The sequence below is a fragment of the Alloalcanivorax sp. genome (assembly GCF_964221125.1).
Classification (GTDB): domain Bacteria; phylum Pseudomonadota; class Gammaproteobacteria; order Pseudomonadales; family Alcanivoracaceae; genus Alloalcanivorax; species Alloalcanivorax venustensis.
In genome coordinates this window covers 19,825-44,906 of the sequence record NZ_CAXPXK010000009.1, presented here as the reverse complement: position 1 = coordinate 44,906, position 25,082 = coordinate 19,825, and the positions used below count along the sequence as shown (strand labels likewise).

The following is a 25,082-nucleotide window of genomic DNA, read 5'->3' as shown; positions in this document are numbered from 1 at the left end:
GCGTTGCGTCCTCCCGGCGTGCCTTCAGCTCAGCCGTTCCAGGCCTCTCATGTAGGGCCGCAGGGCCTCGGGCACGGTCACGGAACCGTCCTCGTTCTGGTAGTTCTCCAGGATCGCCACCAGGGTGCGGCCCACGGCCAGACCGGAACCATTCAAGGTATGTACCAATTCCGGCTTGCCGGTCTCCGGGTTGCGCCAGCGCGCCTGCATGCGGCGGGCCTGGTAATCCCGGAAGCTGGAGCACGAGGAGATTTCCCGGTAGCGGCCCTGGCTGGGCAACCACACTTCAATATCGTAGGTCTTGGCGGCGGAGAAGCCCAGGTCACCGCCGCACAGGATCACCACCCGGTAAGGCAGGCCCAGCTTCTGGAGAATCGCCTCGGCGTGACCGGTGAGGTCTTCCAGGGCCTGGTCGGACTGGTCGGCGGGCACCAGCTGCACCAGCTCCACTTTCTCGAACTGGTGCTGGCGAATCATGCCGCGGGTGTCCTTGCCGTGGCTGCCCGCTTCCGACCGGAAACAGGGCGTGTGGCAGACGTAACGGCGCGGCATGCTGTCCGCCTCGAGGATTTCATCGGCGGCCAGGTTGGTGACCGGCACCTCGGCGGTGGGGATCAGATAGAGCTCCCGCTCGCCTTCCATCTTGAACAGGTCTTCCTCGAATTTGGGCAGCTGGCCGGTGCCGCGCAGGGCCTCCGGGCCCACCAGATAGGGCACGTACAGTTCCTGGTAGCCGTGCTCCACGGCGTGGGTGTCGAGCATGAAATCGATCAACGCCCGGTGCAGGCGCGCGAGCTGGCCGCTCATCACCGCGAAACGGGCGCCGGACAGCTTGCTGGCGCGCTCGAAATCCAGATGGCCCTGGCTGAACGCCTCGCCCAGATCCACATGATCCTTGGCGGTGAACGACAGCTCGGTGGGGGTGCCCCACTGCCGCACTTCCACGTTGTCGTCTTCGTCGTTGCCGGCGGGCACTTCGTCCACCGGCACGTTGGGCACGCCCATGAGAAAGTCGCGAATCTCTTCCTGGACCGCCTTGGCGCGGGCCACTTCCTGGTCCAGCTCCGCGTCCAGGGTCTTCAGGGTTTCCGCCACCTTGGCCTTGGCGGCGTCCACGTCCATGCCGGACTTGATCAGCTCGCCGACTTCTTTGGAGGCTTTCTTGCGCTGCGCCTGAAGGTCCTGGGAGCGCATGTCCGCCTCTTTGCGCCGGGCGTCGAGGCTTTCGAAGCCGGCCAGGTCCAGGTCATAGCCCCGTTTTTTCAGCGCTTCACGGATGGCGTCGCCGTCCTGGCGCAGCGCACGGATATCAAGCATGGTCGGTCCCCTTGGGAATAAATCGTCGTTCGTCTCGCTGGCCAGCGGCCAGGGCCGCGAAGTTTAGCAAAATCGTAAGCCGCAAGCTTGTGGGAGACGGCGCCAACCAGGTCTCTGGTATCCCGCCGGGTGGCCGAGGCCACCCTTTCGCGGGCTGGGCCCGCTCCCACAAGGCCGTTCCTTAGCAGGCTAGCGGCTAATCGCCGTAGCGCTTCCAGTCGCTGTCCGCGTTTTTGCGGCGCAGGGTGCGCAGCTTGTCGGCGATGCGGATTTCCAGCCCCCGCTCCACCGGTTCGTAGAGGCGGGTGTCGCGCAGCTCCACGGGAAAATAGTTCTCGCCGTCGACGAAGGCGTCGGGGAAATCGTGGGCGTAGTGGTATTCGGCGCCGTAGCCTTCGTTCTTCATCAGCTTGGTGGGCGCATTACGCAGGTGCAGCGGCACGTCGTTGCTGGGGTTGGCGGCCACCAGGGCGCGCGCCGCGTTGTAGGCGTTGTAGACCGCGTTGCTCTTCGGCGCCACCGCCACATAGGCGATCGCCTGGGCCACCGCCAGCTCGCCTTCGGGGCTGCCGAGGCGCTCCTGAACGTCCCAGGCATTGAGGCACAGGGTGAGCGCGCGCGGGTCGGCGTTGCCGATCTCCTCGCTGGCCATGCGCACCACCCGCCGGGCGATGTAGAGCGGGTCGCAGCCGCCGTCGAGCATGCGCGCGAACCAGTACAGCGCGGCGTCCGGGTCGGAGCCGCGCACCGCCTTGTGCAGCGCGCTGATCTGGTCGTAGAAAACGTCGCCGCCCTTGTCGAAGCGCCGCACCGCGTCGCGCAGCACCTCTTCCATCAGCGGCCGGTCGATGCGCGGTTGCTCCCCGTCGGTGAGGTCCAGGGCGATCTCCAGCATATTCAGCAGCCGGCGGGCGTCACCGTCGGCGTAGCCGAGCAGCAGGTCGCGGGCGTCGTCCTCGATCACCGTGTCCGCCAGTTCCGGCTCCGCCAGGGCGCGGTTGAGCAGGCCGTCCAGGTCGGCCCGTTCCAGGCCGCGCAACCGGTACACCCGGGCCCGGGACAGCAGCGCGTTGTTCAATTCGAAGGAGGGGTTTTCCGTGGTGGCGCCGATGAAGATCACCGTGCCCTCCTCCACGTGCGGCAGGAAGGCGTCCTGCTGGGCCTTGTTGAAACGGTGCACCTCGTCGACGAACAGCACCGTGCGCCGGCCCTGCCCCAGCCGCGCCTTGGCCTGATCGACGGCGGCGCGGATGTCCTTGACCCCGGACAGCACCGCCGACAGCGTGATGAACTCGGCGTCCACGGAGCGGGCGAGAATCAACGCCAGGGTGGTCTTGCCGGTGCCCGGCGGGCCCCACAGGATCATCGAGTGCAGCTGACCGCGCTCGCTGGCCTGGCGCAGGGGTTTGCCGGGGCCCACCAGGTGTTTCTGGCCGACGTATTCGTCCAGATCGGCGGGACGCAACCGCGCCGCCAGCGGCTGGGCGGCGGCGCGGTTGTCGGTTTCGAACAGATCGTTCATTGCTGGTTGATGATGTCGGTGCCTTCCGGCGGCTGGAAGTCGAAGCGGTCCGCGGCGGGCGCCTTGTTGAGGGTGAGATCGCGGAAATCGATCACCGTTTTCTGGCCCAGGGCGTCTTCCAGGCGCATGGATACCGGGCGCTGCCCGTCGAAGGTCACGTCCAGGGTTTCAAACAGCGGGTCGCTGCCGCGCGGCTTCAGGCGGTAGGTGATGTTGTCGCCGTTGCGGTCCTGCTCTTCAACGCGGAACGCCTTGCCCACCGCCGACGGGTCGCCGCCGAACAGCAGCGCCGGGGTCTCGCTGAGGTTTTCGTTGAGCGGCCGCACCACCACCTGCTCAAGATCGGCGTCGTAGACCCAGACGGTTTCGCCGTCGGACACCGCCAGCTGCTCATAGGGCCGCTCGGTGTGCCAGTAAAAACGGTTGCCGCGCGCCACTTCCATGGTGCCGGAGGCTTCCTGGGCGCGGCGCCCGTCCTGGTCGAGCACGGTCTGCTCGAAGCCGCCGCGCAGGCTCTCCAGCCCCTGCAGCTTGGCGACCAGATCCTCGGCGGCGTTCGCCAGGGCCAGGGAGGGCAGCAGTGTTACCAACATCAAAAGCTTGTACATAGGGGTTCCTTGTCAGACCGGCGGCGGCGCGATCACTTCGCGCTGGCCATTGTGTCCGGCTTCGGACACCACACCGGCCATTTCCATGGCTTCCACCAGGCGGGCCGCCCGGTTGTAGCCGATCTTGAGTTTACGTTGCACCGAAGAGATGGAGGCGCGGCGGGACTGGGTGACATAGGCCACCGCCTCGTCGTAGAGCGGGTCGTCTTCCTCGCCGCCGTCGGCGCTTTCCATGCCCGGCAGGGGCGCCGACAAATCCGAGCCCCCTTCGAGAATCTCCTCGAGATAATCCGGCTCGCCGCGCTTGCGCCAGTCGTCGCAAACCCGGTGCACCTCTTCATCTGAGACAAAGGCGCCGTGCACCCGTTCCGGCATGCTGGTGCCGGCGGGCAAATAGAGCATGTCGCCGTGGCCGAGCAGCTGCTCCGCCCCGCCCTGGTCGAGCACCGTGCGCGAGTCGATCTTGGACGACACCTGGAAGCCGATCCGCGACGGCACATTGGCCTTGATCAGGCCGGTGATCACATCCACCGACGGGCGCTGGGTGGCGAGAATCAGGTGGATGCCGGCGGCCCGGGCCTTCTGGGCGATACGGGCGATCAGCTCTTCCACCTTCTTGCCGACGATCATCATCATGTCGGCGAACTCGTCGATCACGATCACGATGTACGGCAGCTTCACCGCCAGCGGCGCCTCTTCGTTCAGGTCCATGGGGTCGTTGGGCTTCCACAGAGGGTCCTTGAGCGGCTCGCCCTTCTTCTCCGCCTCGGCCAGCTTGCGGTTGTAGCCGGCGATATTACGCACGCCCACCGAGGCCATCAGCCGGTAGCGGCGCTCCATTTCACCCACGCCCCAGCGCAGCGCGCTGGCCGCCTCCTTCATGTCGGTGACCACCGGCGTGAGCAGATGGGGGATGCCGTCGTAGACCGCCAGTTCCAGCATCTTGGGGTCGATCAGGATCATCCGCACGTCTTCCGGATTGGCCTTGAACATCAGCGACAGCAGCATCGCGTTCAGGCCCACGGATTTACCGGAACCGGTGGTACCGGCCACCAGCAGGTGCGGCATCTTGCCGAGATCCGCCATCACCGGGTTGCCGGAAATGTCCTTGCCCAGCGCCAGGGTCAGCGGCGAAGCGGCGTCGTCGAACATCCGCGAGCCGACCACCTCGGTGAGGCGGATCATTTCGCGCTGCTCGTTGGGAATCTCGATGCCCACCGTGGTCTTGCCGGGGATCACTTCCACCACCCGCACACTGATCACCGCCAGGGAGCGGGCCAGGTCCTTGGCCAGGTTGCTGATCTTGGACACCTTGATGCCCGCCGCCGGCTGAATCTCGAAGCGGGTGATCACCGGGCCGGGCTGCACCGCCACCACTTCGGCGTCGACGTTGAAGTCCTTGAGCTTGATCTCCAGCAGCCGGGACATGGCGTCCAGCGCTTCCTCGGAGTAACCGCCCTTGCTGTGGTCGTCCACCGCGTCGAGCAGCTCCAGCGGCGGCAGATCGCCGCTCACCTGGGCGGTGAACAGGGCGCGCTGCTTCTCTTTCTGGACGCGCTCGCTCTTTTCCACCGGCTTGGCGGGCTGGGCGATCTTGGGCGGGGTGCGGTTTTCCTGTTTTTTCTTCGCTTCGGTGACCACCTGGGCGCGCTTGTGGCGCGCCTCGCGGGCGGCCTGACGCTCGGCGCGCTGCTCGCGGCGCTGGGCGAACCAGGCCGGCACTTTCTGGCCGATGCCCAGCACCAGCGCGCCCAGGCGTTCGGCGAGGACGATCCAGGACAGGTCGGTGAACACGGTGACGCCGATCAGGAACAGCGCCACCATCACCAGGGTGCCGCCCAGGGCGTTGAACGCCGCCAGCGACGCCTGCCCGACCACCTGCCCGAGGATGCCGCCGGCGTCCTCGGGCAGCGCCAGGCCGGCGCCGGAGAAATGCATGTAGGCCAGCGCGGTGCCGCTCATCATGGTCAGCACGAAGCCCACCAGCCGCAGGCTGAACAGCGGCCAGCTGCCGGCCAGCCCGGCGTGGCGCTCGCGCAGCACCTTGAAGGCCCAGAACGCCACCAGCACCGGGAATACGTAGGCCATGTAGCCGAACAGGCCGAGCAACAGATCGGCGCAGAAGGCGCCGGCGCGTCCGCCGGCGTTGCTCACCTGGCCGGCGTCGCCCACGTAGGACCAGCCCGGATCACCGCTGTCGTAGGTGATCAGAGCCAGCAGCAGATACAGCGACAGGGCGATCAGGGCGATCACCATGCCTTCCATCAGGCCTTTCTTGAGATGGCGGGAAAACCCGGACGGTTTCGCGCCGGCGGCTGCCTTGGTCACTCGAGGCCTCTTACGTTGGTCAAACCCATTTCTTAGGAATCCTTCCTAAAGAGCTGAAATTACAAGGATTGTAGTCAATCCGGGCGCCATGAACCAGCGGCGGCGCCACGCTTCGCGCGGCCCGCGGTCCGACCTTGGCGTTCCCTATCGAAGTCATAGAGTGTACGCCCTTCACGGCCGATAGGATTTATTGTAGTTTGCTTGCGCCTTGAAAGGTGGCGTGCATGCCACAACTATTGCCCAATCAGCCGGACGGGTCACGCGGCCCGCGGCAACAATTCTGAATTCGTGGTGGAGGAATCAATGAGCGACGCGCAGCACCATCGACTGATCATCCTGGGTTCCGGCCCGGCGGGCTACACCGCGGCGGTGTACGCCGCCCGCGCCAACCTGAAACCCGTGGTGATCACCGGCATCGAGCCTGGCGGCCAGCTCACCACCACCACCGAGGTGGATAACTGGCCCGGTGACGTGGAGGGTCTCCAGGGTCCGGACCTGATGGTGCGCATGCAGCAGCACGCCGAGCGGTTCGAGACCGAGATTGTCTACGACCACATCCACACCGTAAATATCAAGGACCGCCCCTTCGTGCTGGAAGGCGACTCCGGCACCTACACCTGTGACGCGCTTATCATCGCCACCGGCGCCTCCGCCATGTATCTGGGGCTGGAGTCCGAGCAGGCGTTCATGGGCAAGGGCGTGTCCGCCTGCGCCACCTGCGACGGCTTTTTCTATCGCGGCCAGAAAGTGGCGGTGATCGGCGGCGGCAACACCGCCGTGGAAGAAGCGCTGTATCTGTCCAACATCGCCGAGGAAGTGGTGCTGGTGCACCGCCGCGACAAGCTGCGCGCCGAGAAGATTTTGCAGGACAAGCTGCTCGCCAAGGACAACATCAAGGTGATGTGGGACCACACCCTGGACGAAGTGCTGGGCGACGACTCCGGCGTCACCGGCATGCGGGTCAAGTCCACCAAGGACGACACCACCGAGAACGTGGAGCTGCAGGGCGTGTTCATCGCCATCGGCCATAAGCCCAACACGGACATCTTCCAGGGCCAGCTGGACATGAACAACGGCTACATCAAGATCAAGAGCGGTCTGGAAGGCAACGCCACCGCCACCAGCGTGCCCGGTGTGTTCGCCGCCGGCGACGTGGCCGACCACGTCTACCGTCAGGCGGTCACCTCCGCGGGTGCCGGCTGCATGTCGGCCCTGGACGCGGAGAAGTACCTGGAAAGCCTGGAAGAGTGACCGGAGAGTGATTCCCTGGCTGCCGCCGGGAAGTGACTTCCCGCCGCTCGAGGAGGCCCTGGACGATCCCAACGGCCTGCTCGCCGCCGGCAATGATCTGGCGCCGGACACGCTGATCAGCGCGTACACCAGGGGTATCTTCCCCTGGTACGACCCCAGCCAGCCGGTCCTGTGGTGGACCCCCAATCCCCGGTGCGTTTTTCGCCCCGGGGATTTTCATATCAGCCGCCGGCTCGGCCGGCACCTTCGGAATGCCGACCTGACCTTCTACCTGGACCGTGATTTCGAGCGGGTGATCGACGTCTGCGCGGCGCCCCGCGATGACGACGGCGGCACCTGGATCACACCGGAAATGCGCGCCGCCTACCTGCGGCTGCACGCACTCGGCCACGCCCACTGCGTCACCGTGTTCGAGGACGGCGAGCTGGCCGGCGGGCTGTACGGCGTGCAGCTGGGCGGCGTGCTGTTCGGCGAATCCATGTTTTCGACCCGCACCAACGGCTCGAAAAGCGTGCTGGCGCTGCTGTGGCGGCTGGCGCCACGGCTCGGCATCCGCCTGCTGGACGCCCAGGTGGAGAGCGAGCATCTGATGCGCCTGGGCGCCTTCCTGATGCCGCGGGTGGATTTCCAGCGGCAACTGGACGCCCTGATCACCGACATTACTCCCCTGCCCTGGCCGAAGGCGCCGATCCGCTGGAACGACGCCACGCCCTGAGCCGGTTACCCGGCGGTGCCGCGCTGCTCCGCGTAATCCTGGTAGGTCCGGATACTCTCCGGGTTGGCCATGGCGTCCGGGTTGGCGACTTTCTCCAGACTCTGCCCGAGCAGCAGCTTCTTGATCGGCAGCTCCATTTTCTTACCGGTCAGGGTGCGTGGCACGTCCGGCACGGCAACGATGTCGTTGGGCACATGGCGGGCGGAGAGGTTGTCGCGAATGCCGGCCTTGATCCGCCCTTTCAGGTCCTCGTCCAGGGACACGCCCTCGCGCAGCACCACGAACAGCGGCATGAACGACTCCCGCCCCAGGTATTCCAGGTCCACCACCAGGCTGTCGAGCACCTCCGGCAGCTCCTCCACCACGCGGTAGATCTCGCTGGTGCCCATGCGAATGCCGTGGCGGTTGATGGTGGTGTCGGAACGGCCGTAGATCACCGCCCCGCCGCGCGGCGTGATGCGGATCCAGTCGCCGTGGCGCCAGATGCCGGGGAACACGTCGAAGTAGCTGTCGTGGTAGCGGTGGCCGCCCTCGTCGTTCCAGAAATACAGCGGCATGGAAGGCATCGGTTTGGTGACCACCAGTTCGCCCACTTCGTCGTCGAGAATGCGGCCGTCGTCGTCCATGGCGTAGACCGCCGTGCCCAGGTAGCGGCACTGCATCTCACCGGCGTACACCGGCTGGATCGGACAGGCGCCCACGTAAGAGGCGGCCACGTCGGTGCCACCGCTGATGGCGGCGATCAGCACATCGCCGAGCTGATCCATGATCCAGCGGTAGCCCTCCTCCGGCAGCGGTGACCCGGTGGAACCCACGGTGCGGATGCGTCCGGTATCCACCCATTGCGACGGCTCGATCTCCGCCTTCTTGCAGTTCAGGAAATAGGCGGCGCCGGCGCCGAACACGGTGATGCCGGTCTCCTCGGCGAAACGCCACAGGGTGCCCAGGTCCGGATAGCCCGGGTTGCCGTCGTAAAGACAGATGGTGGCACCGGTGAGCAGCCCGGACATCTGCGAATTCCACATGATCCAGCCGGTGGTGGTGAACCACATGAAGCGATCGTCCGGGCCCAGGTCCAGATGCAGGGCATGATTGAGCAGCCCGTTGATCAGGGCGCCGCCGTGGCCGTGCACGATCGGCTTGGGCATGCCGGTGGTGCCGGAGGAATAGACCACCCAGATCGGGTGGTCGAACGGCAGCTGCTCGAACGCCATGGGCGCGTCGCGCTGGATCATCGAGGCCCAGGAACGGGCGCCCGGCAGCTCCGCGCCGTCATCCAGATACGGCAGCAGCACCAGGTGCTCCAGGGTGGGCAGGTCGTCGCGCAAGCCGGCGACCACGTCCAGACGGTCGAAGTCCTTGCCGCCGTAGCGGTAGCCGTCCACCGCGATCATCACCTTCGGATCAATCTGCTGAAAGCGGTCGAGCACGCTGCGGGTGCCCATGTCCGGCGAACAGCTGGACCAGACCGCGCCGATGCTGGCGCAGGCCAGGAACGCCACCACCGTTTCCGGAATATTGGGCAGGTAGGCCACCACCCGGTCGCCGGGGCCCACACCCAGGCCGCGCAGGCTGGCGGCGGTGGCGGCGATCTGCCGGTGCAACTCGCCCCAGGTGAGGGTCTGGCGGCCGCGCAGCTCGGAGCGGGACTCAATGGCCGGGCGCCCCGGGTCGCCGATATGAAAGCGGAACACCTGTTCGGCCAGGTTCAGGCGGGCGCCCTCGAACCATTTGGCGCCGGGCATGGCGTGGCCGTCCAGCACCCGGGTATAGGGCTGCGAATGGCGGATATCGAAGTATTCCCAGAGCGACGCGTAGAAGCTCTCCAGCTGGTCCACCGACCAGTCCCAGAGTTGCGGGTAATCGCTGAAGCTCAGGCCTTTTTCGGCCTTCAGCCAGTCCATGTAATGGGTCAGGCGGCTGTTGGCCACGCGGTCGGCGTCCGGCGTCCAGAGCGGCGCCGGCGGGTTGGTATTGCTGTTCATGGGCTCTCCCGTGCCGGTGCCCGGCGGAGGCCAACACAGCCCCTAAACCGCCACCGACGTTGTTTTGATTGTCATTATGTGGATACAAACCGGCTACAGACTAGCCAAGGCGTGGCCGCGAGGAAAGCACCGAAGCGGTATTCCCGGAGGCCGCCGCTGAGCTAGAATGAAGCCATGAGCGATTTGTCCGAACTGCGTTTTTTCCGCACCCCCGCCCACCCCTGCAGTTATCTGGAGGGCCGGCAGGCGGCCACGCTTTTCGTCGACCCGCAAACGCCGCTGGACGCGCGCCTGTACAGCGAATTGTCGCGCCTCGGGTTCCGCCGCAGCGGTGACTATCTCTACCGGCCCCACTGCGAGGGCTGCCAGGCCTGCATTCCCGCCCGGGTGCGGGTGGCGGATTTCCGGCCCCGCCGCCGCCACCGCCGGCTGATCAAGCGCAACAGCGATCTTTCGGTCAGCGAGGAACCGGCGCGCTATACCCGGGAAATCTACCGCCTCTACGCCCGCTATATCGACCAGCGCCACGGCGACGGCGATATGTTCCCGCCCTCCGAGGAGCAGTTCACCGGCTTTCTCACCTGTGATTGGGCCGACACCCGCTTCCATTGTTTCCGTGACGCGGACGACACGCTGCTGGCGGTGGCGGTCACCGACCACCTGGACGACGGCCTGTCGGCGGTCTATACCTTCTTCGACCCGGACCAGGAAGCCCGCGGCCTGGGTGTCAACGCCCTGCTCTGGCAGATTCAGGCCAGCCACCGTCTGGGGCTGCCCTATCTCTATCTCGGCTACTGGATCCGGCAGTGCCAGAAGATGAGCTACAAGAGCCAGTACCAGCCGCTGGAGCTGCTGCGCGACGGACGCTGGCGGCTGCACACCTCGGACGGCGCGGGCGAGCGTCAATAGGCTTTGCACGATAAGTCCATTTACGGCACAATTGCGCTCCCTCTGAAGCCGAAGATCGGAATTTTACTGGATGGCGAAAGAAGAGCAGATTGAATTGGAAGGGGTGGTTCTGGAAACCCTTCCGAACACCATGTTCCGCGTGAAGCTGGACAATGACCACATTATCACCGCCCACATTTCCGGGAAGATGCGCAAGTTCTATATCCGCATCCTGACCGGTGACCGGGTCAAGGTGGAGATGTCGCCCTACGACCTGAGCAAGGGCCGCATCACGTTCCGGATGAAATAATCCGCCGCCGGCGCCAGCGACGCGCCCGCAAAAAAAAACCGGCCGAAGCCGGGTTTTTTACGTTCAGGGGCGACCTCAGCAGGTCGCCTCCGCCTCGGAAGCATCCACCGTCAGCACCAGTCCATCGTCGCCGGCGGTAATGCGTACCTGGCCGCCACGGTCCGCCAACTCGCCGAACAGCAGCTTCTCCGCCAGGGGCTTCTTGATCTGCTCCTGGATCAGGCGGGCCATGGGTCGGGCCCCCATATCCTTGTCGTAGCCCTTCTCCGCCAACCAGCGGCGCGCGCCGTCGTCCACGTCGAGCACCACCGCTTTCTCGTCCAGCTGCGCCTGCAGCTCCACCAGGAACTTGTCGACCACGCCCAGGATCACTTCCGGGGTGAGCGCGCTGAACTGGATGATGCCGTCCAGGCGGTTGCGGAACTCCGGCGAGAACACCTTCTTGAGCATTTCCATGCCGTCCGTGGACTGGTCCTGCTCGGTGAAGCCGATGGTGCGCTTGTTGAGCACCTCGGCGCCGGCGTTGGTGGTCATGATCACGATCACATTGCGGAAGTCCGCCTTGCGGCCGTTGTTGTCGGTGAGGCTGGCGTTATCCATCACCTGCAACAGGATGTTGAACACCTCCGGGTGCGCCTTCTCGATCTCATCCAGCAGCAACACGCAGTGCGGCGTCTTGGTGACCGCCTCGGTGAGCAGCCCGCCCTGATCGAACCCGACATAGCCCGGGGGCGCGCCGATCAGCCGGCTGACGGTGTGCCGCTCCATGTACTCGGACATGTCGAAGCGCACCAGTTCCACGCCCAGGGCGCGGGCCAGCTGACGGCTGACCTCGGTCTTGCCCACCCCGGTGGGGCCGGCGAACATAAAGGACCCGATCGGTTTGTGGTCGGCCTTGAGACCGGCACGGGACAGTTTGATCGCCGCCGAAATGGTGTCGATGGCGTCTTCCTGGCCGAACACGGTCATCTTCAGATCCCGCTCCAGGTTCTGCAGCACTTCCTTATCGGAAGAGGACACCTGCTTGGGCGGAATCCGGGCGATTTTCGCCACGATGGCTTCCACGTCCGCCTGATCGATGGTTTCCTTGCGCTCGCCTTCCGGGCGCAGACGCTGCCAGGCGCCGACCTCGTCGATCACGTCGATGGCCTTGTCCGGCAGGAAGCGATCGTTGATGTAACGCGCGCTCAGCTCCGCCGCCGTCTTCAGGGCCGCGTCGGTGTAGACCACGTTGTGGTGCGCCTCGAAACGGCTCTTGAGCCCCTTGAGGATGCCCACCGTGTCTTCCACGGAGGGTTCCACCACGTCGATCTTCTGGAAGCGGCGGGACAGCGCCCGGTCCTTCTCGAAGATGGTGCGGTACTCGGTGAAGGTGGTGGAGCCCATGCACTTGAGCTCGCCGGAGGCCAGCATTGGCTTGAGCAGGTTGGAGGCGTCCATGACGCCGCCGGACGCCGCGCCGGCACCGATGATGGTGTGGATCTCATCGATGAACAGAATGGCGTTGTCCTGCTTGCGCAGTTCCGAGAGCAGGTTCTTCAGGCGCTTCTCGAAATCACCCCGGTACTTGGTGCCCGCCAGCAGCGCGCCCAGATCCAGGGAGTAGACGGTGGCGTCGAGCAGCGGCTCGGGCACCTTCTCTTCCACGATCATCCGCGCCAGACCCTCGGCGATGGCGGTCTTGCCGACACCCGGCTCGCCCACCAGCAAGGGGTTGTTCTTGCGGCGGCGGCAGAGGATCTGCGCGGCGCGCTCGATCTCGAACGCGCGGCCCACCAGCGGGTCGATACGGTCCGCACGGGCCAGCTCGTTGAGGTTGCTGGCGTAGGATTCCAGCGCGCTGGCCGGAGCGCCTTCGGCGCCGCCGTCCATTTCCTCGCGCTGTTCCGCGGCCGGGTCGTTGTCCTCCACCTGGGAAATGCCGTGGGCGATGAAATTGACCACGTCCAGACGGTGCACGTCCTGGCTGTTGAGCAGGTAAACCGCCTGGCTCTCCTGTTCGTTGAAGATCGCCACCAACACGTTGGCGCCGGTGACTTCCTTATTGCCCGAGGACTGCACGCTGAATACGGCGCGCTGCAGCACCCGCTGGAAACCCAGGGTGGGCTGCGTGTCGCGTTCGCCGTCTTCCGGCAGTAACGGGGTGGAATCGTCGATGAACTGAGTCAGGGCCTCGCGCAGCTCTTCCATATCGGCGCCGCAGGCGCGCAACACTTCCACCGCCGCCTCGTTATCGAGCAGCGCCAGCAACAGGTGTTCCACGGTCATGAATTCATGCCGGTGGCTGCGTGCGTGGTGGAAAGCCTCGTTGAGAGTCAGTTCCAGTTCTTTGCTGAGCATAGGCTACCTCACTGCTTGTTGCCCGCTCCGTTGCCGGAGACTATCAGGCCTTTTCGACCTGGCACATCAGCGGATGCTGATTTTCACGGGCGTAGTCGACCACTTGCGCGGCCTTGGTTTCGGCGATGTCCTGGGGAAACACCCCGCACACCGCCTTCCCCCGGGTATGCACCGTCAGCATAACCCGGGTGGCTTGCTCGCGGTCCATGCGAAAGAAGGTTTCCAGCACCTCGACGACGAAATCCATGGGGGTGTAGTCGTCGTTCAACATCAATACTTTGTACATCGGCGGGCGCTTGAGTCGAGGCTTGGCTTCCTCAACGGTGGCCTCGCCATGACGATCGGGCTCATCCGGCTTGCCAGGGTCCGACGCCGGGCCCCAGATGTGGCCGGTAGAGCGCCTGTCGCTCATGTGAACAAATATCGGGTGTTGCTGCCTCTTCATAACCATCTCTAACGGTTGTATACCCACCGGCGTCAGCGGGCAATGAACAAATGAGGGGTGTCCGGGTATTTTTCAATCCCCACCGGGGGTTGACACCCTCGCGGCCTTAGGGAACAGTTGATCAAAAACCAGCCTATTCTATCGCAGCCGCGATAAATAAGAACAATCACAGCCAGCGGCCAGAGGGAAGGACCATGGCAACGGGAACAGTGAAATGGTTTAACAACGCCAAGGGCTACGGCTTCGTGCGGCCCGATGAAGGCGGTGACGACCTTTTCGTGCATTACTCCTACATTCAGGAGGAAGGGTACAAAACCCTGTACGCGGGCCAGAACGTGGAGTACGAGCTGCGCGAGGCCAGCAAAGGCTACCACGCGGTCAATCTTAAACCGGGTGAGGTCAAAAACGGGAAAGACGGCAAGGACGGAGAGTCCCCGACTTCCCGCCGCCAGAAACCACGACGACGGGACCGGGAAAACAGCGCCGTCTCCGGCTGACGCCGGGACCGCGCGAAGGCCGGGGCCGATCAGACCCCCATGTGCTCGATCACGGCGTCGCCGAACTGAGAACACTTGAGCAGGGTCGCGTCGGGCATCAAACGCTCGAAGTCGTAGGTCACGGTCTTCGCGGCGATCGCGCCTTCCATGCCGGTGATCACCAGATCGGCGGCATCGTTCCAGCCCATGTGACGCAGCATCATCTCCGCGGAGAGAATCAGCGAGCCCGGGTTCACCTTGTCCTGGCCGGCGTACTTCGGCGCGGTGCCGTGGGTGGCCTCGAACAGGGCCACCGAGCCGCCGATGTTGGCGCCCGGCGCGATGCCGATGCCGCCCACTTCCGCCGCCAGGGCGTCGGAAATGTAGTCGCCGTTCAGGTTCAGAGTGGCGATCACGCTGTAATCCGCGGGACGCATCAGAATCTGCTGCAGGAAGGCGTCGGCGATCACGTCCTTGATGACGATGTCCTTGCCGGTACGCGGGTTCTTCATCACGTGCCAGGGGCCGCCGTCCAGGGGCTCGGCGCCGTAGCGCTCCACCGCCAGCTCATAACCCCAGTTCTTAAACGAACCCTCGGTGTACTTCATGATGTTGCCTTTGTGCACCAGGGTGACCGAATCCTTGTCATTGTCGATGGCGAACTGGATCGCCTTGCGCACCAGGCGCTGGCTGCCCTCGCGGGAAACCGGCTTGATGCCGATGCCGCAGCCTTCCGGGAAGCGGATCTGGGTGACACCCATCTCCTCGCGCAGGAAGCGGATCAGCTTGGTGGCTTCGGGGCTGTCGGCCGCCCACTCGATGCCGGCGTAAATGTCCTCGGAGTTCTCGCGGAAGATCACCATGTCGGTGAGCTCCGGGTGACGTACCGGGCTGGGCACGCCCTCGAACCAGCGCACCGGACGCATGCAGGTGTACAGGTCCAGCTCCTGTCGCAGGGCCACGTTCAACGACCGGATGCCGCCGCTCACCGGGGTGGTCAGCGGGCCCTTGATGCCCACGGTGTATTCCCGCAGGGCCTCCAGGGTTTCTTCCGGCATCCAGGTGTCCGGGCCGTAAACCTTGGTGGCTTTTTCACCGGCGTAGACTTCCATCCAGGTGATGCCACGTTTGGTGCCGTAGGCTTTTTCTACAGCGGCGGTAACCACTTTCATCATCACCGGCGTGATATCGACGCCGATGCCGTCCCCTTCAATGTACGGAATAACCGGGTGGTTGGGGACATTCAGGGATAGGTCCGCATTAACGGTGATTTTGTCACCGTCCGCCGGAACCGTGATCTTTTGGTATCCCATCTACACTACTCCCTCTGAAAAAAACCGTCGGATTCGGTTGCCTGGCGAGTATAGCACTCAGCCGTTATTCTTGCTTGGCCTTGACGGGCCTACTAAGGCGTTTTTTGACATGGCCAGACTGATTTTGTTTAACAAACCCTTTCAGGTGCTCTCCCAGTTCACCGATCCACGGGGACGGCGCACGCTGAAGGATTTCATTCCGGTGCCGGGGGTCTACCCCGCCGGCCGGCTGGACTGGGACTCTGAGGGCCTGCTGTTACTGACCGATGACGGCGCCCTGCAGGCGCACATCGCCAGCCCCCGCTTCCACCAGGCCAAGACCTACCTGGTGCAGGTGGAGGGGGAGCCGTCGGAAGACGCCCTCCAGCGCCTGCGTCAGGGCATCACCCTGAAGGACGGCCCCTGCCGTCCGGCACCGGTGGAAGCGGTGCCGCCGCCGGCCCTGTGGCCACGGCACCCGCCGGTGCGCACGCGGCTCACGGTAGCCGACCAGTGGCTGGAACTCACCCTAGACGAAGGTCGCAACCGCCAGGTCCGGCGCATGACCGCCGCCATCGGCCACCCCACCCTGCGGCTGGTACGCTGGCGCATCGGTGACTGGGACCTGAGCGGCCTGGCCCCCGGCGAATGGCGTGAACTGCAAATCCACGCCCCCAAAAAGCCGCCCCGCCCGGCCGCGCGCAAAGGCCGGCGCCGGGCTCCGGCCCGGGGTACGCGCGGGCCTCGTGGCTGAGGCACCGCCCGCGGCTGTCGCGGCGCGCCCGGGTGCGCTACCATCGGCGCCCGCAGCAAACCACAGACGGATCAGGAACCGGATGAACAGCTTCCAAGCGCACATTACAGTCGCCACCGTGGTGGAACATGAAGGCCGCCTGTTGTTCGTGCGCGAAACCCAGAACGGCGAAGCGGTGATCAACCAGCCCGCCGGCCACGCCGAATTCGGCGAGGACCTGATGCAGGCCGCCTACCGGGAAACCCTGGAGGAGACCGCCTGGCGGGTGGAGATCACCGGCCTGCTCGGCTGGTACATTTTTCAGCCTTATAAAGGCGCCGGGGTATACTACCGCACCTGTTTCATCGCCGAGCCCCGGGGGCACGACCCGCACCAGAAACTGGACACCGGCATTCTGGAAGCGCTCTGGCTGACCCCCGAAGAGCTGGCGCAGCGCAGCGCCGAGCACCGCAGCCCGCTGGTGGCGCGCTGCGTGGAAGACTATCAAAGCGGCCGACGCCTGCCGCTGGACGCCATTTATCAGCACCCCTGGCCGCTGCAGCGCGGTTGATTCGCGTTAAAGCGCCCATATAGAGAGCCCCATGAACGCACAAGCGCCCGAAAACACCCGCGTCATCGTCGGCATGTCCGGCGGTGTCGATTCCTCCGTGGCCGCCGCCCGCCTGCTGGACGCCGGCTATCAGGTGGAAGGCCTGTTCATGAAGAACTGGGACGAGGACGACGGCACCGAGTACTGCACCGCCCGGGACGACCTGCTCGACGCCATGCAGGTGGCCGGGGTGCTGGGCATCGAGCTGCACACCGCCAACTTCGCCGCCGAGTACTGGGACCGGGTGTTCGAGCACTTCCTGGCCGAATACCGCGCCGGGCGCACCCCCAACCCGGACATCCTCTGCAATAAGGAAATCAAGTTCCGCGCCTTCCTGGACCACGCCCTGACCCTGGGCGCGGACTATATCGCCACCGGCCACTACGCCCGGGTCGATCACAGCCGTGAACACGCCCGGCTGCTGCGCGCGGTGGACGACAATAAAGACCAGACCTACTTCCTGCACGCCGTGGGCGGCGACAAGTTCGCCCGCACCTTGTTTCCGCTCGGCGACCTGGAGAAGCCGGAAGTACGCCGTCTGGCCGGCGAGCGCGGCTTCGCCAACCATAAAAAGAAAGACTCCACCGGCATCTGCTTTATCGGCGAGCGGCGCTTCAAGGATTTCCTGGAAACCTACCTGCCTGCCCAGCCCGGCGACATCGAGGACGACGCCGGGCACCGCATCGGCCGCCACGATGGCCTGATGTACTACACCCTGGGCCAGCGCCAGGGCCTCGGCATCGGCGGCCTGGCCGACGCCGGCGACGCGCCCTGGTACGTGGCCGGCAAGGACCTGGACCGCAACGTGCTGATCGCCGTGCAGGGCCAGGACCACCCGCTGCTTTACCGCGACGAGCTGACCAGCGGGCCGGTGGACTGGATCGCCGGCGCGCCGCCGGCGCTGCCCGCCCGGCTCACCGCCAAGACCCGCTACCGGCAGCCGGACCAGGCCTGCCGGGTGGAAGACGCCGGCGCGGGCCGCGTGCGGGTGGTGTTCGACCAGCCCCAGCGGGCCGTCACGCCGGGCCAGTCCGTGGTGTTCTACGACGCCGACGCCTGTCTGGGCGGCGCCGTCATCGAGGAGACGCGATGAATTCGCAGCAGCAACAAGCCCTGGCTCTGGCCGCGGTGTTCGAGGCCGCCACCCTGGCCGACCAGATCGCCACCAGCGGCGACTGCGACCACGCCGCCATGGAGGCCCTGCTCGACGGGGTGATGACCATGGAGGCCACCGACTTCGACACCATCTACCCGCGCCCCGCCCTGTTCCGGAACGGCCTGCGCCTGCTGCGCCAGAGCCTCAACCGGGAGCAGACCCGCCAGGCGGCGCGGCCGCTCAGCTACTCGCTGGCGTTGCTGCATTTGTCCTCCAAGCTGCGCAAGAACAGCGACGTGATCAGTATCCTGCGCCACCGGCTGATCGCCCTGGAGGGCCAGCGCCAGCATTTCCAGGGCGGCACCACCAATGTCACTTTTTGTCATCGCCTGGCGGGCATCTACCTGGATACCCTGGGCACCTTCCGGTTTCGCATCCGCGTGCAGGGCGAGCCGGCGCGCCTGCAGGACGAGGACAACGCCGCCCGCATTCGCGCCCTGTTCCTGGCCGGCGTGCGGGCCGCCTTCCTGTGGCACCACCTGGGCGGCCGCCGCTGGCGCTTGCTGTTCCAACGCAAGCAGCAACTGGAAATCCTGGAAAGCATAAAATTCAGTGAGTTATAGCTATAACCTTATAATCAACTTTAACTAAAATCCGCGCCTTTCCCGGGCGCCTTCCCGGCGCGCGCCGGCGCTACGCGAGCGGCGCCATTTTGCTGTATGATTGCGCCGCTATCGGATTCCCTTCAGGAGTTGCCCCATGTCCAGCTTTACTTCCCTTACCGCCATTTCCCCGGTGGACGGCCGCTACGCCGGCAAGTGTGAATCCCTCCGCGCGATCACCAGCGAATACGGCCTGATTCGCTATCGGGTCCATGTGGAAGTGAGCTGGCTGGAACAACTGGCCCATGACAAGGCGATCCCGGAAGTGCCGCTGATGAGCGGCAAGGCCGCCTGGCACCTGCGCGGCGTGACCCGCGACTTCGAAGAGAAGGACGCCGAGCGGATCAAGGAAATCGAAGCCACCACCAACCACGACGTCAAGGCGGTGGAATACTTCATCAAGGAGCGCATGGCCGAGCACGAAGAGCTGGACGCCATGAGCGAATTCGTGCACTTCGCCTGCACCAGCGAGGACATCAACAACCTGTCCTACGCGCTGATGATGCGCGAAGCCCGCGAGCAGTTGCTGCCCAAACTGGACCAGGTGATCGGCGGCATCCGCAAGCTGGCCCACGGCCTGGCCGACACCCCCATGCTGTCGCGCACCCACGGCCAGTCCGCCTCGCCCACCACCGTCGGCAAGGAAATGGCCAACGTGGTGGCACGCCTGAAACGCCAGCGCGACCAGTTCGCGGCGGTGGAGATCCTCGGCAAGATCAACGGCGCGGTGGGCAACTACAACGCCCACCTGGCCGCCTACCCGGAGGTGGACTGGCCGGCGTTCGCCCGCCGCTTCGTGGAAGGCCTGGGGCTGAGCTTCAACCCCTTCACCACCCAGATCGAGCCGCACGACTGGATAGCCGAATACTTCCACGCCCTGATGCGTTTCAACACCATCCTGCTGGATTTCGACCGGGATCTGTGGGGCTACATCTCCCTGGGCTATTTCAAGCAGCGCGCCGTGGAGGGCGAAGTGGGCTCCTCCACCATGCCGCACAAGGTCAACCCGATCGACTTCGAGAACTCCGAGGGCAACCTGGGCATCGCCAACGCGATCATGGACCACCTGGCCGGCAAGCTGCCGATCTCCCGCTGGCAGCGTGACCTCACCGATTCCACCGTGCTGCGCAACATGGGCGTGGGCCTGGCGCACAGCCTGATCGCCTACGAAGCCGCCCTGAAAGGCATCGGCAAGCTGGAAATCAACGCCGAACGGCTCGACCACGACCTGGACGCCGCCTGGGAAGTGCTGGCCGAGCCGATCCAGACCGTGATGCGCCGCTACGGCATCGAAAAGCCCTATGAAAAACTGAAGGCGCTGACCCGCGGCAAGGCGATCACCCAGGAGGCGCTCGCCGCCTTCATCGACGACCTGGCGATCCCCGAGGACGCCAAGGAGCGCCTCAAGGCGCTGACCCCGGCCACCTACGTGGGCAACGCCGGCCAGCAGGCGCGCGGCGTCCAGTAGGCGCCAGCGCGCCGCCGCCGGATACCATGTCTGCCGCCACCGCTCTGCCCCGCTTCAACCTGCCGATGGCGCCCCGGGACTTCCTGGCGCGCCACTGGCAGCGGGCGCCCCTGTTCATGCCCGGCGCCGCCGGCGGCCTGGACCACCCGGACGCCGATACCCTGGCCGGACTGGCGCTGGAGCCGGAGGTGGAATCGCGCCTGATCCGTGGCGCCGGCAACGGCCCCTGGCACCTGGAACAGGGCCCGCTGGACGAGCAGCGCTTCGCCGAACTGGGCGACCGGGACTGGACGCTGCTGGTGCAGTCGGTGGACCACTACCTCACCGAAGTGTCGCTATTGCTGGATGATTTCGGCTTCGTGCCCGGCTGGCGCCTGGACGACATCATGATCAGCTACGCCGCCGAAGGCGGCAGCGTCGGCCCCCATTTCGACCAGTACGACGTCTTCCTGATCCAGGCCGCCGGCCGGCGGCACTGGCAGCTGGGCCCGCAGTGCGACGAACAGAGCCGCCTGCGCGGCGACGTGCCCCTGAAAATGCTGGCCCACATGCCCGTGGAGCAGGAACACACCGCCGGCCCCGGCGATGTGCTCTACCTGCCGCCCGGCATGGCCCACCACGGCGTGGCGCTGGACAGCGACTGCATCACCTGGTCGGTGGGGTTCCGGGCCCCGGACTACCGGGACCTGCTGGCGGAAATGGTCGCCGAAACCCTCGCCGACACCGACGAGCAGCTGTATACCGACCCGGGCCGGGCGCCGGTGGACGACGCCGGCGAGCTGAGCGCCGCCGACCGCGACGCCATGCTCGACCGCGCCTTCGGGCTGCTGGATCGCGGCGCCGCCGGGCGCGCCCTGGCCCGCTGGCTGAGCACGCCGCGGCAGACAGGACTTGATTTTCTGATCGACCCGGCGCACATTCGCGCCGCCGACCCCGCCACGGCCCTGATCCGGCATGGCGGCGCGCGGCTTCTCTGCCACGGCGACACCGCCTGGCTCAACGGGGAACCCTGGCCTCTCAATCAGGGCCAGAAGCCGCTGGCGCGGCTGCTTGCACGCCAGCGCCGCTATCGACACGACGAGCTGGCTGAGGTGCTCAACGCCGACAGCCGCGACCTGCTTAACCACTGGATAGACCAGGGCTACTTTGCCGAGCTTTAACGAGAACGCCATGGCCTTTAGCATTATCGAAACCTCCTGGGACGAACACCGCGCCGAACTCAGCGCTCTGCGCGAGCGCATCTTCATCGGCGAACAGGGCGTCCCCGAAGAACTGGAATGGGACGGCGCCGACCCGGCCTCTCGTCATTTTCTGGCGCTCGACGACGACCAGCAGCCGATCGGCTGCATCCGGTTGCTGGGCAGCGGCCAGATCAGCCGGCTGTGCGTGTTGGAAACCCGCCGCAACAGCGGCATCGGCCGCGCCCTGCTGGTGGCCGCCGAGGAAGCCGCCCGCGCCGCCGGCATGCGGGAAATCTTCCTCTACGCCCAGACCCACGCCACCAGCTTCTACGAAGGCGCCGGGTTCTCCGCCTCCGGGGGGATTTTCATGGACGCCCACATCCCCCACCGCCAGATGTTCAAGCTGCTCACCTGAAGCGGCGCTGCCATGGACCTCCGGATCGGCGAAGACAGCACCCTTCACCATCCGTCTTCCGCGACGGCGGCCCTGGCGGCGCTGATCCGCGCCGGCGGGCGGCGCCTGTGGCTGCGCGTGCCTCAGCTGGACGCCCTCAGCAACGACGGCGACGTCCTGGACGCCCTCAAAAGCCTGGCTCTGTCATCGCCGCGCGCCGATCTGCGCGTGCTGTTCGACGACGCCGGGCATGCGGTGAAGACCGGCCACGGCCTGATCCACCTGGGCCGCCGCCTGCCGTCACGGCTTCAGTTGCGCCAGACACAAGCGGACGATGCGGATCCGCGCCTGTGCTTCGCGGTCGCCGATCGCACCGGCCTGTTCGAGGCCCACGGCTGGCCCCGCCCGGAGCGGCTGACCCTGTGTGCCCACGCCCTGCCCCTGGGCCCACGCCGGGCCGATGAGTTCGCCCACGTCTGGGAACGGGGCCGCGCCAACCGGGAGCTGCGCGAACTGCGGCTCTAACCGGCGCCGCCGGGATACCTCACGAACCTGAAATCCAGCCAGCGCGCCACTGAAGTCACCCTCCTCGCCGCCGGGATTGCCGTCGGTGCTACCATCGCGGTGGTGTCCTACGCCGGAGCGCTCAAACATGCACGATCCCGCCCTGTCGACCCGCCCAGCGAACCGCTGGCCGGCGCTGGCTTTGCTGGTGCTGCTGGGCCTGGCCGCCGCCCATTCGCGCTGGCCGACCGCCGATAGCGCGCGGGCCGGGCGCGCCACCCTGCCCGCCTGGCCCGAGGCCGGTAACCCTGGCCTGTGGCCGGCGCTCGACCGGATGCTGGAGCGCCTTCCTGCGGACCGTCACGGCCGCCTGCGCTACGACACCCGCACGCTGGCGGCGGTACGGCTTGCCGCGGACGCGGTTCAGGCCCCGCTCACCACGGCGGAGCGTGAACGTGTCCGGTTGCTGGCGCGGCGGGCCTTGCCGGCGGCGGGCGCCGACACCCTGCTGTTCGATTATCTGCGCTATCGCGACGCCATGACGGCATTGTCCGCCGGCGACCTGGCCGCCCGCCGGGAGCTGCAGAAGCGCTATTTCGGCGCCCACGGGGACACCCTTTTTAACGACGAGAACGCCATGCGGGAAGCCATGCAGGCGGAACAACGGACCGGCGGGGCGCCGCGCTGATGGCACGCCTGGCCGTGCCCCTGGCCGCCCTCTCCGGCGTGCTGCTGGCGCTGCCGTTTATTCACGGCGGCTTGTTTCCGCTGACCTGGGTGGCGTTCGTGCCCCTGTTGGCGGCGCTCCGCGGTGCCTCTCCCGGGCGCGCCTACCGGCTGGGCCTGATTTGCGGTCTGCTGTTCTACGGCCTGGGCGCGTTCTGGATCGTCGAGTTTCTACAGCACCTGTGGTCACCGGGGCCTGTGGTCACCGCCGGCCTGGCCCTGCTGTTCTGGCTGTACAGCGCCCAGCTGCCGGCGTTGCTGATGCTGACCTTTCAGTGGTTGCGGCGGCGCACCGGCTGGTCGGCGCTGCTGCTGTTCCCGGTGCTCACGTCACTGTTCTTCGCCCGCTTTCCGATGCTGTTCCAGGCCCAGCTCGGCGAGAGCCAGAGCCTGTTCCTCACCGCCCTGCAACCCCTGGCCTGGACCGGGGTGCACGCGCTGGACGCGGTGATCGCTCTGGTCAACGTGCTGCTCTACCGCTGGCTGTTCCGCCCGCCGCGCGGGCGGCTTATCAAGGACAGGGCCGGTCTGGCCGCTGCCGCCGTGCCCGTGCTGTGGCTGGGCCTGGGCAGCGTGCTGCTGCATCACTGGGACCATCACGGCGATGACAACGCCTCGCACCGCGTCGGCTTCGTCCAGGAAAACACCCCGCCCGGCGGCGCCTCACCGGCGCCGGGCCATGGCTTCGCCTACCCCCGTGCGCTGGCGTTGTCCGAGCCTCTGGCCCGCGCCGGCGCCGACCTGGTGGTGTGGCCGGAAACCGGTTTCGATGACTACTTCGCCCATCCCCGGGTGGCGGCCGCTTTGCGCCGCTCGGTGGCCGGACTGGACGCGGCGCTGATCTTCCAGGGCATGCAGGTGGAAAGCGGCGAACAGTTCAACAGTGCCGCGCTGATCGGCCGCGACGGGGAGGAACAGGGCCGTTATCGCAAGATCCAGCGCGTCGCCTTCGGGGAATACCTGCCGCTATTGGAAGCCTTTCCGCGCACCGGCAGCCGGGTGCGCGAGCAGCTTGGCGGCTTCTTCAGTAAGGTCAGCGCGGGCGAGCGGCCCGGCCGCTTCGCGGTCGCCGGCCTGGAAGCCCTGCCCCTGATCTGCTACGAGGCCCTGTTTCCCGAACTGGTGGCCGGCGCGGCCCGGGGCGGCGGCGCGGCGGAACTGCTGGTGGTGCTGTCCAACAACGCCTGGTTCGGCGCCTCCCGGCAACCCTACCAGCACCTCAACGCCTCGGTGCTGCGCGCGGTGGAGAACCGGCGGCCGCTGCTGCATGTGATCAACAACGGCCCCTCGGCGGTGGTACTGCCCAGCGGCCGCCGGCTGCTGCAGTCCGAATACGGCCAGGAGGCGGCCTACTGGGTGGACATTCCCGCACCGGGGTCGGCGGCGGACAGCTTCTTCACCCGTCACCCGACGCTGTTCCTCGATCTGATCTTGCTGCTGACCGCCCTCGCCCTGGCCCGGGCCATGATCGGCGTTATCGCTTTTCAGCGCTGGCCGGCGTTTCGCTGAGCGGCCGCTGACGCTCCCGCTTCTGCGCCTCGGTCAGCGCCGGATCGGACTGGATGCGCATGTTCTCCAGCGTTACGCGCATCATGCGCTCTTCCTCGCCGAACAGGGCCTCGGCCAGGTCCGCGCCGAGATAGTCACGCCGCAGGTTATGCAGTTGCCGCAGGCCCCGTGACATTTCCTCCTCGGTGCCCAGGTAGCGGAAGGTATCGCCCAGGTCCCGATAAACGTTGCTGTAGTGGTAGTAGCGCTCCACCACATCGAGCACCTGGCGGGCGCGGTCGTCCGGCAGCCCGGCGGTGATGCGCCGTCGCAGGGTCTCGAACTGTTGCCCGTCCAGGCGTGTGCCGCGCGCCATGAATAACGCATCCAGATCTTCCCGGACCCGGGCGTTCACCTGCAGACGCCCCTGCCCGTCCCACTGCAGACCGCTCAGCGCCTCGCTGATCACCGCCTGCTCCGGGAGCGGTTCCGGCTCGTCCGCCGCCCGGGCCGGGCCGGCGCCGCTGTCGGGCCCGCCGGCCGGCAAGTCCGCCACGGGCGCCCGTGCCACCGGGTCCGGCGCGGTGTCCGCCGGGCTCGGGGGCGGTTCCGCCACCCGCGGCGCCGGCGCCTCTCCACCGAGCCAGTACAGAGTCCCAGTCAACACCGCCAGCGCCACGGCCGCGCCAAGGATCCAGGGGCCCGCCGATGCCTTGTTGTCGAACATGGTTGCTCCTTAGTCG

The 25,082-nt window shown here is 66.3% G+C and carries 24 protein-coding genes; 15 read left to right on the top strand and 9 right to left on the bottom strand.

The features are described from left to right. Nucleotides 1–24: 24 nt before the first annotated feature. The 4 genes from serS to ACEQZD_RS01015 all read right to left on the bottom strand — a co-directional run bounded on the left by serS (nt 25) and on the right by ACEQZD_RS01015 (nt 5,775). A complete protein-coding gene (gene serS / locus ACEQZD_RS01030) occupies nt 25–1,317 on the bottom strand; it encodes a serine--tRNA ligase (RefSeq protein WP_142948783.1) in 1,293 nt (430 codons plus the stop codon). Nucleotides 1,318–1,513: 196 nt separating this feature from the next. Next, nucleotides 1,514–2,839 carry a replication-associated recombination protein A gene (locus ACEQZD_RS01025; protein ID WP_370183448.1) on the bottom strand — a complete coding sequence of 442 codons (1,326 nt, stop codon included), beginning with the start codon at nt 2,837–2,839 and terminating at the stop codon, nt 1,514–1,516. Further along, entirely contained in the window at nt 2,836–3,447 is a 612-nt protein-coding gene (gene lolA, locus ACEQZD_RS01020; RefSeq protein WP_142948785.1) for an outer membrane lipoprotein chaperone LolA, read from the bottom strand. The genes ACEQZD_RS01025 and lolA overlap by 4 nt, the downstream gene beginning before the upstream one ends. A gap of 12 nt (nt 3,448–3,459) precedes the next feature. Further along, a complete protein-coding gene (locus ACEQZD_RS01015; RefSeq protein ID WP_370183445.1) occupies nt 3,460–5,775 on the bottom strand; it encodes a DNA translocase FtsK in 2,316 nt (771 codons plus the stop codon). Nucleotides 5,776–6,078: 303 nt separating this feature from the next. Between ACEQZD_RS01015 and trxB the strand changes: the two genes are divergently transcribed. Together trxB and aat are read left to right on the top strand one after the other, a co-directional pair. Further along, entirely contained in the window at nt 6,079–7,026 is a 948-nt protein-coding gene (trxB, locus tag ACEQZD_RS01010; protein WP_142948787.1) for a thioredoxin-disulfide reductase, read from the top strand. 7 nt (nt 7,027–7,033) lie between these two features. Then, nucleotides 7,034–7,741, top strand: coding sequence for a leucyl/phenylalanyl-tRNA--protein transferase (aat, locus tag ACEQZD_RS01005; RefSeq protein ID WP_142948788.1), 708 nt, complete (start codon nt 7,034–7,036; stop codon nt 7,739–7,741). Between the two features lie 5 nt (nt 7,742–7,746). Here aat and ACEQZD_RS01000 read toward each other — a convergent pair whose 3' ends face one another. Continuing rightward, nucleotides 7,747–9,726, bottom strand: a complete 1,980-nt coding sequence (locus tag ACEQZD_RS01000; RefSeq protein WP_370183442.1) for an acetoacetate--CoA ligase — start codon at nt 9,724–9,726, stop codon at nt 7,747–7,749. A 174-nt stretch (nt 9,727–9,900) separates the two neighbouring features. Here ACEQZD_RS01000 and ACEQZD_RS00995 point away from each other — a divergent pair, with 174 nt between their 5' ends. Both ACEQZD_RS00995 and infA read left to right on the top strand, forming a co-directional pair. Then, the gene (locus tag ACEQZD_RS00995) at nt 9,901–10,635 is read left to right on the top strand and encodes an arginyltransferase (RefSeq protein WP_214011662.1); all 735 of its coding nucleotides are present in this window, start codon (nt 9,901–9,903) and stop codon (nt 10,633–10,635) included. Between the two features lie 70 nt (nt 10,636–10,705). Beyond that, complete coding sequence (gene infA, locus ACEQZD_RS00990; RefSeq protein ID WP_067606353.1) at nt 10,706–10,924, top strand: translation initiation factor IF-1; 219 nt, start codon at nt 10,706–10,708, stop codon at nt 10,922–10,924. Between the two features lie 75 nt (nt 10,925–10,999). Here the strand turns inward: infA and clpA are convergent, their stop codons facing one another. Further along, nucleotides 11,000–13,264 (bottom strand): ATP-dependent Clp protease ATP-binding subunit ClpA, encoded by a 2,265-nt coding sequence (gene clpA, locus ACEQZD_RS00985; protein ID WP_214011663.1) that lies wholly within the window; start codon nt 13,262–13,264, stop codon nt 11,000–11,002. 43 nt (nt 13,265–13,307) lie between these two features. Then, nucleotides 13,308–13,676, bottom strand: coding sequence for an ATP-dependent Clp protease adapter ClpS (clpS, locus tag ACEQZD_RS00980; RefSeq protein ID WP_142948792.1), 369 nt, complete (start codon nt 13,674–13,676; stop codon nt 13,308–13,310). A 227-nt stretch (nt 13,677–13,903) separates the two neighbouring features. On the opposite strand from clpS, the gene ACEQZD_RS00975 reads away from it, so the two are divergent. Beyond that, nucleotides 13,904–14,206: a cold-shock protein gene (locus ACEQZD_RS00975; RefSeq protein WP_067610712.1), complete on the top strand. Its 303-nt coding sequence runs from the start codon at nt 13,904–13,906 to the stop codon at nt 14,204–14,206. A 29-nt stretch (nt 14,207–14,235) separates the two neighbouring features. Here ACEQZD_RS00975 and icd read toward each other — a convergent pair whose 3' ends face one another. Further along, nucleotides 14,236–15,498, bottom strand: a complete 1,263-nt coding sequence (icd, locus tag ACEQZD_RS00970; RefSeq protein ID WP_142948794.1) for an NADP-dependent isocitrate dehydrogenase — start codon at nt 15,496–15,498, stop codon at nt 14,236–14,238. Nucleotides 15,499–15,607: 109 nt separating this feature from the next. On the opposite strand from icd, the gene ACEQZD_RS00965 reads away from it, so the two are divergent. The 10 genes from ACEQZD_RS00965 (at nt 15,608) to lnt (ending at nt 24,360) form a co-directional block, all read left to right on the top strand. After that, complete coding sequence (locus ACEQZD_RS00965; RefSeq protein WP_194856035.1) at nt 15,608–16,231, top strand: pseudouridine synthase; 624 nt, start codon at nt 15,608–15,610, stop codon at nt 16,229–16,231. Between the two features lie 82 nt (nt 16,232–16,313). Further along, nucleotides 16,314–16,781: an NUDIX hydrolase gene (locus tag ACEQZD_RS00960; RefSeq protein WP_370183437.1), complete on the top strand. Its 468-nt coding sequence runs from the start codon at nt 16,314–16,316 to the stop codon at nt 16,779–16,781. A gap of 31 nt (nt 16,782–16,812) precedes the next feature. Next, nucleotides 16,813–17,913: a tRNA 2-thiouridine(34) synthase MnmA gene (mnmA, locus tag ACEQZD_RS00955; RefSeq protein ID WP_335628904.1), complete on the top strand. Its 1,101-nt coding sequence runs from the start codon at nt 16,813–16,815 to the stop codon at nt 17,911–17,913. Further along, on the top strand, nt 17,910–18,539 hold the full coding sequence (gene hflD, locus ACEQZD_RS00950) for a high frequency lysogenization protein HflD (protein WP_335628905.1): 630 nt from the start codon (nt 17,910–17,912) through the stop codon (nt 18,537–18,539). Before mnmA ends, hflD begins: the two co-directional genes overlap by 4 nt. Before the next feature lie 136 nt (nt 18,540–18,675). Beyond that, nucleotides 18,676–20,046 carry an adenylosuccinate lyase gene (gene purB, locus ACEQZD_RS00945; protein ID WP_335628906.1) on the top strand — a complete coding sequence of 457 codons (1,371 nt, stop codon included), beginning with the start codon at nt 18,676–18,678 and terminating at the stop codon, nt 20,044–20,046. Between the two features lie 26 nt (nt 20,047–20,072). Next, nucleotides 20,073–21,206 (top strand): JmjC domain-containing protein, encoded by a 1,134-nt coding sequence (locus tag ACEQZD_RS00940; RefSeq protein ID WP_370183435.1) that lies wholly within the window; start codon nt 20,073–20,075, stop codon nt 21,204–21,206. A 10-nt stretch (nt 21,207–21,216) separates the two neighbouring features. Continuing rightward, entirely contained in the window at nt 21,217–21,642 is a 426-nt protein-coding gene (locus ACEQZD_RS00935) for a GNAT family N-acetyltransferase (RefSeq protein WP_142948800.1), read from the top strand. A gap of 12 nt (nt 21,643–21,654) precedes the next feature. Then, nucleotides 21,655–22,146: a hypothetical protein gene (locus tag ACEQZD_RS00930; RefSeq protein ID WP_370183433.1), complete on the top strand. Its 492-nt coding sequence runs from the start codon at nt 21,655–21,657 to the stop codon at nt 22,144–22,146. Nucleotides 22,147–22,273: 127 nt separating this feature from the next. Continuing rightward, a complete protein-coding gene (locus ACEQZD_RS00925; RefSeq protein ID WP_370183430.1) occupies nt 22,274–22,813 on the top strand; it encodes a hypothetical protein in 540 nt (179 codons plus the stop codon). Continuing rightward, nucleotides 22,813–24,360 (top strand): apolipoprotein N-acyltransferase, encoded by a 1,548-nt coding sequence (gene lnt / locus ACEQZD_RS00920; RefSeq protein ID WP_370183429.1) that lies wholly within the window; start codon nt 22,813–22,815, stop codon nt 24,358–24,360. Before ACEQZD_RS00925 ends, lnt begins: the two co-directional genes overlap by 1 nt. On the opposite strand, the gene ACEQZD_RS00915 is transcribed toward lnt, so the two are convergent. Then, a complete protein-coding gene (locus ACEQZD_RS00915; protein ID WP_370183427.1) occupies nt 24,326–25,066 on the bottom strand; it encodes a lipase secretion chaperone in 741 nt (246 codons plus the stop codon). The two genes, lnt and ACEQZD_RS00915, sit on opposite strands and share 35 nt — an antisense overlap. Nucleotides 25,067–25,082 lie beyond the last annotated feature (16 nt).

Excerpts from the sequence above, each read along its gene's own strand:
- serS (WP_142948783.1), bottom strand. The coding sequence starts at position 1,317 with ATGCTTGATATCCGTGCGCTGCGCCAGGACGGCGACGCCATCCGTGAA.
- clpS (WP_142948792.1), bottom strand. The coding sequence starts at position 13,676 with ATGAGCGACAGGCGCTCTACCGGCCACATCTGGGGCCCGGCGTCGGAC.
- ACEQZD_RS00935 (WP_142948800.1), top strand. The coding sequence starts at position 21,217 with ATGGCCTTTAGCATTATCGAAACCTCCTGGGACGAACACCGCGCCGAA.
- icd (WP_142948794.1), bottom strand. The coding sequence starts at position 15,498 with ATGGGATACCAAAAGATCACGGTTCCGGCGGACGGTGACAAAATCACC.
- ACEQZD_RS00940 (WP_370183435.1), top strand. The coding sequence starts at position 20,073 with ATGTCTGCCGCCACCGCTCTGCCCCGCTTCAACCTGCCGATGGCGCCC.
- lnt (WP_370183429.1), top strand. The coding sequence starts at position 22,813 with ATGGCACGCCTGGCCGTGCCCCTGGCCGCCCTCTCCGGCGTGCTGCTG.
- hflD (WP_335628905.1), top strand. The coding sequence starts at position 17,910 with ATGAATTCGCAGCAGCAACAAGCCCTGGCTCTGGCCGCGGTGTTCGAG.
- clpA (WP_214011663.1), bottom strand. The coding sequence starts at position 13,264 with ATGCTCAGCAAAGAACTGGAACTGACTCTCAACGAGGCTTTCCACCAC.
- ACEQZD_RS00965 (WP_194856035.1), top strand. The coding sequence starts at position 15,608 with ATGGCCAGACTGATTTTGTTTAACAAACCCTTTCAGGTGCTCTCCCAG.
- ACEQZD_RS00995 (WP_214011662.1), top strand. The coding sequence starts at position 9,901 with ATGAGCGATTTGTCCGAACTGCGTTTTTTCCGCACCCCCGCCCACCCC.
- ACEQZD_RS00915 (WP_370183427.1), bottom strand. The coding sequence starts at position 25,066 with ATGTTCGACAACAAGGCATCGGCGGGCCCCTGGATCCTTGGCGCGGCC.
- ACEQZD_RS00930 (WP_370183433.1), top strand. The coding sequence starts at position 21,655 with ATGGACCTCCGGATCGGCGAAGACAGCACCCTTCACCATCCGTCTTCC.
- infA (WP_067606353.1), top strand. The coding sequence starts at position 10,706 with ATGGCGAAAGAAGAGCAGATTGAATTGGAAGGGGTGGTTCTGGAAACC.
- lolA (WP_142948785.1), bottom strand. The coding sequence starts at position 3,447 with ATGTACAAGCTTTTGATGTTGGTAACACTGCTGCCCTCCCTGGCCCTG.
- trxB (WP_142948787.1), top strand. The coding sequence starts at position 6,079 with ATGAGCGACGCGCAGCACCATCGACTGATCATCCTGGGTTCCGGCCCG.
- ACEQZD_RS01025 (WP_370183448.1), bottom strand. The coding sequence starts at position 2,839 with ATGAACGATCTGTTCGAAACCGACAACCGCGCCGCCGCCCAGCCGCTG.
- mnmA (WP_335628904.1), top strand. The coding sequence starts at position 16,813 with ATGAACGCACAAGCGCCCGAAAACACCCGCGTCATCGTCGGCATGTCC.
- ACEQZD_RS00925 (WP_370183430.1), top strand. The coding sequence starts at position 22,274 with ATGCACGATCCCGCCCTGTCGACCCGCCCAGCGAACCGCTGGCCGGCG.
- ACEQZD_RS01000 (WP_370183442.1), bottom strand. The coding sequence starts at position 9,726 with ATGAACAGCAATACCAACCCGCCGGCGCCGCTCTGGACGCCGGACGCC.
- ACEQZD_RS00960 (WP_370183437.1), top strand. The coding sequence starts at position 16,314 with ATGAACAGCTTCCAAGCGCACATTACAGTCGCCACCGTGGTGGAACAT.
- ACEQZD_RS00975 (WP_067610712.1), top strand. The coding sequence starts at position 13,904 with ATGGCAACGGGAACAGTGAAATGGTTTAACAACGCCAAGGGCTACGGC.
- purB (WP_335628906.1), top strand. The coding sequence starts at position 18,676 with ATGTCCAGCTTTACTTCCCTTACCGCCATTTCCCCGGTGGACGGCCGC.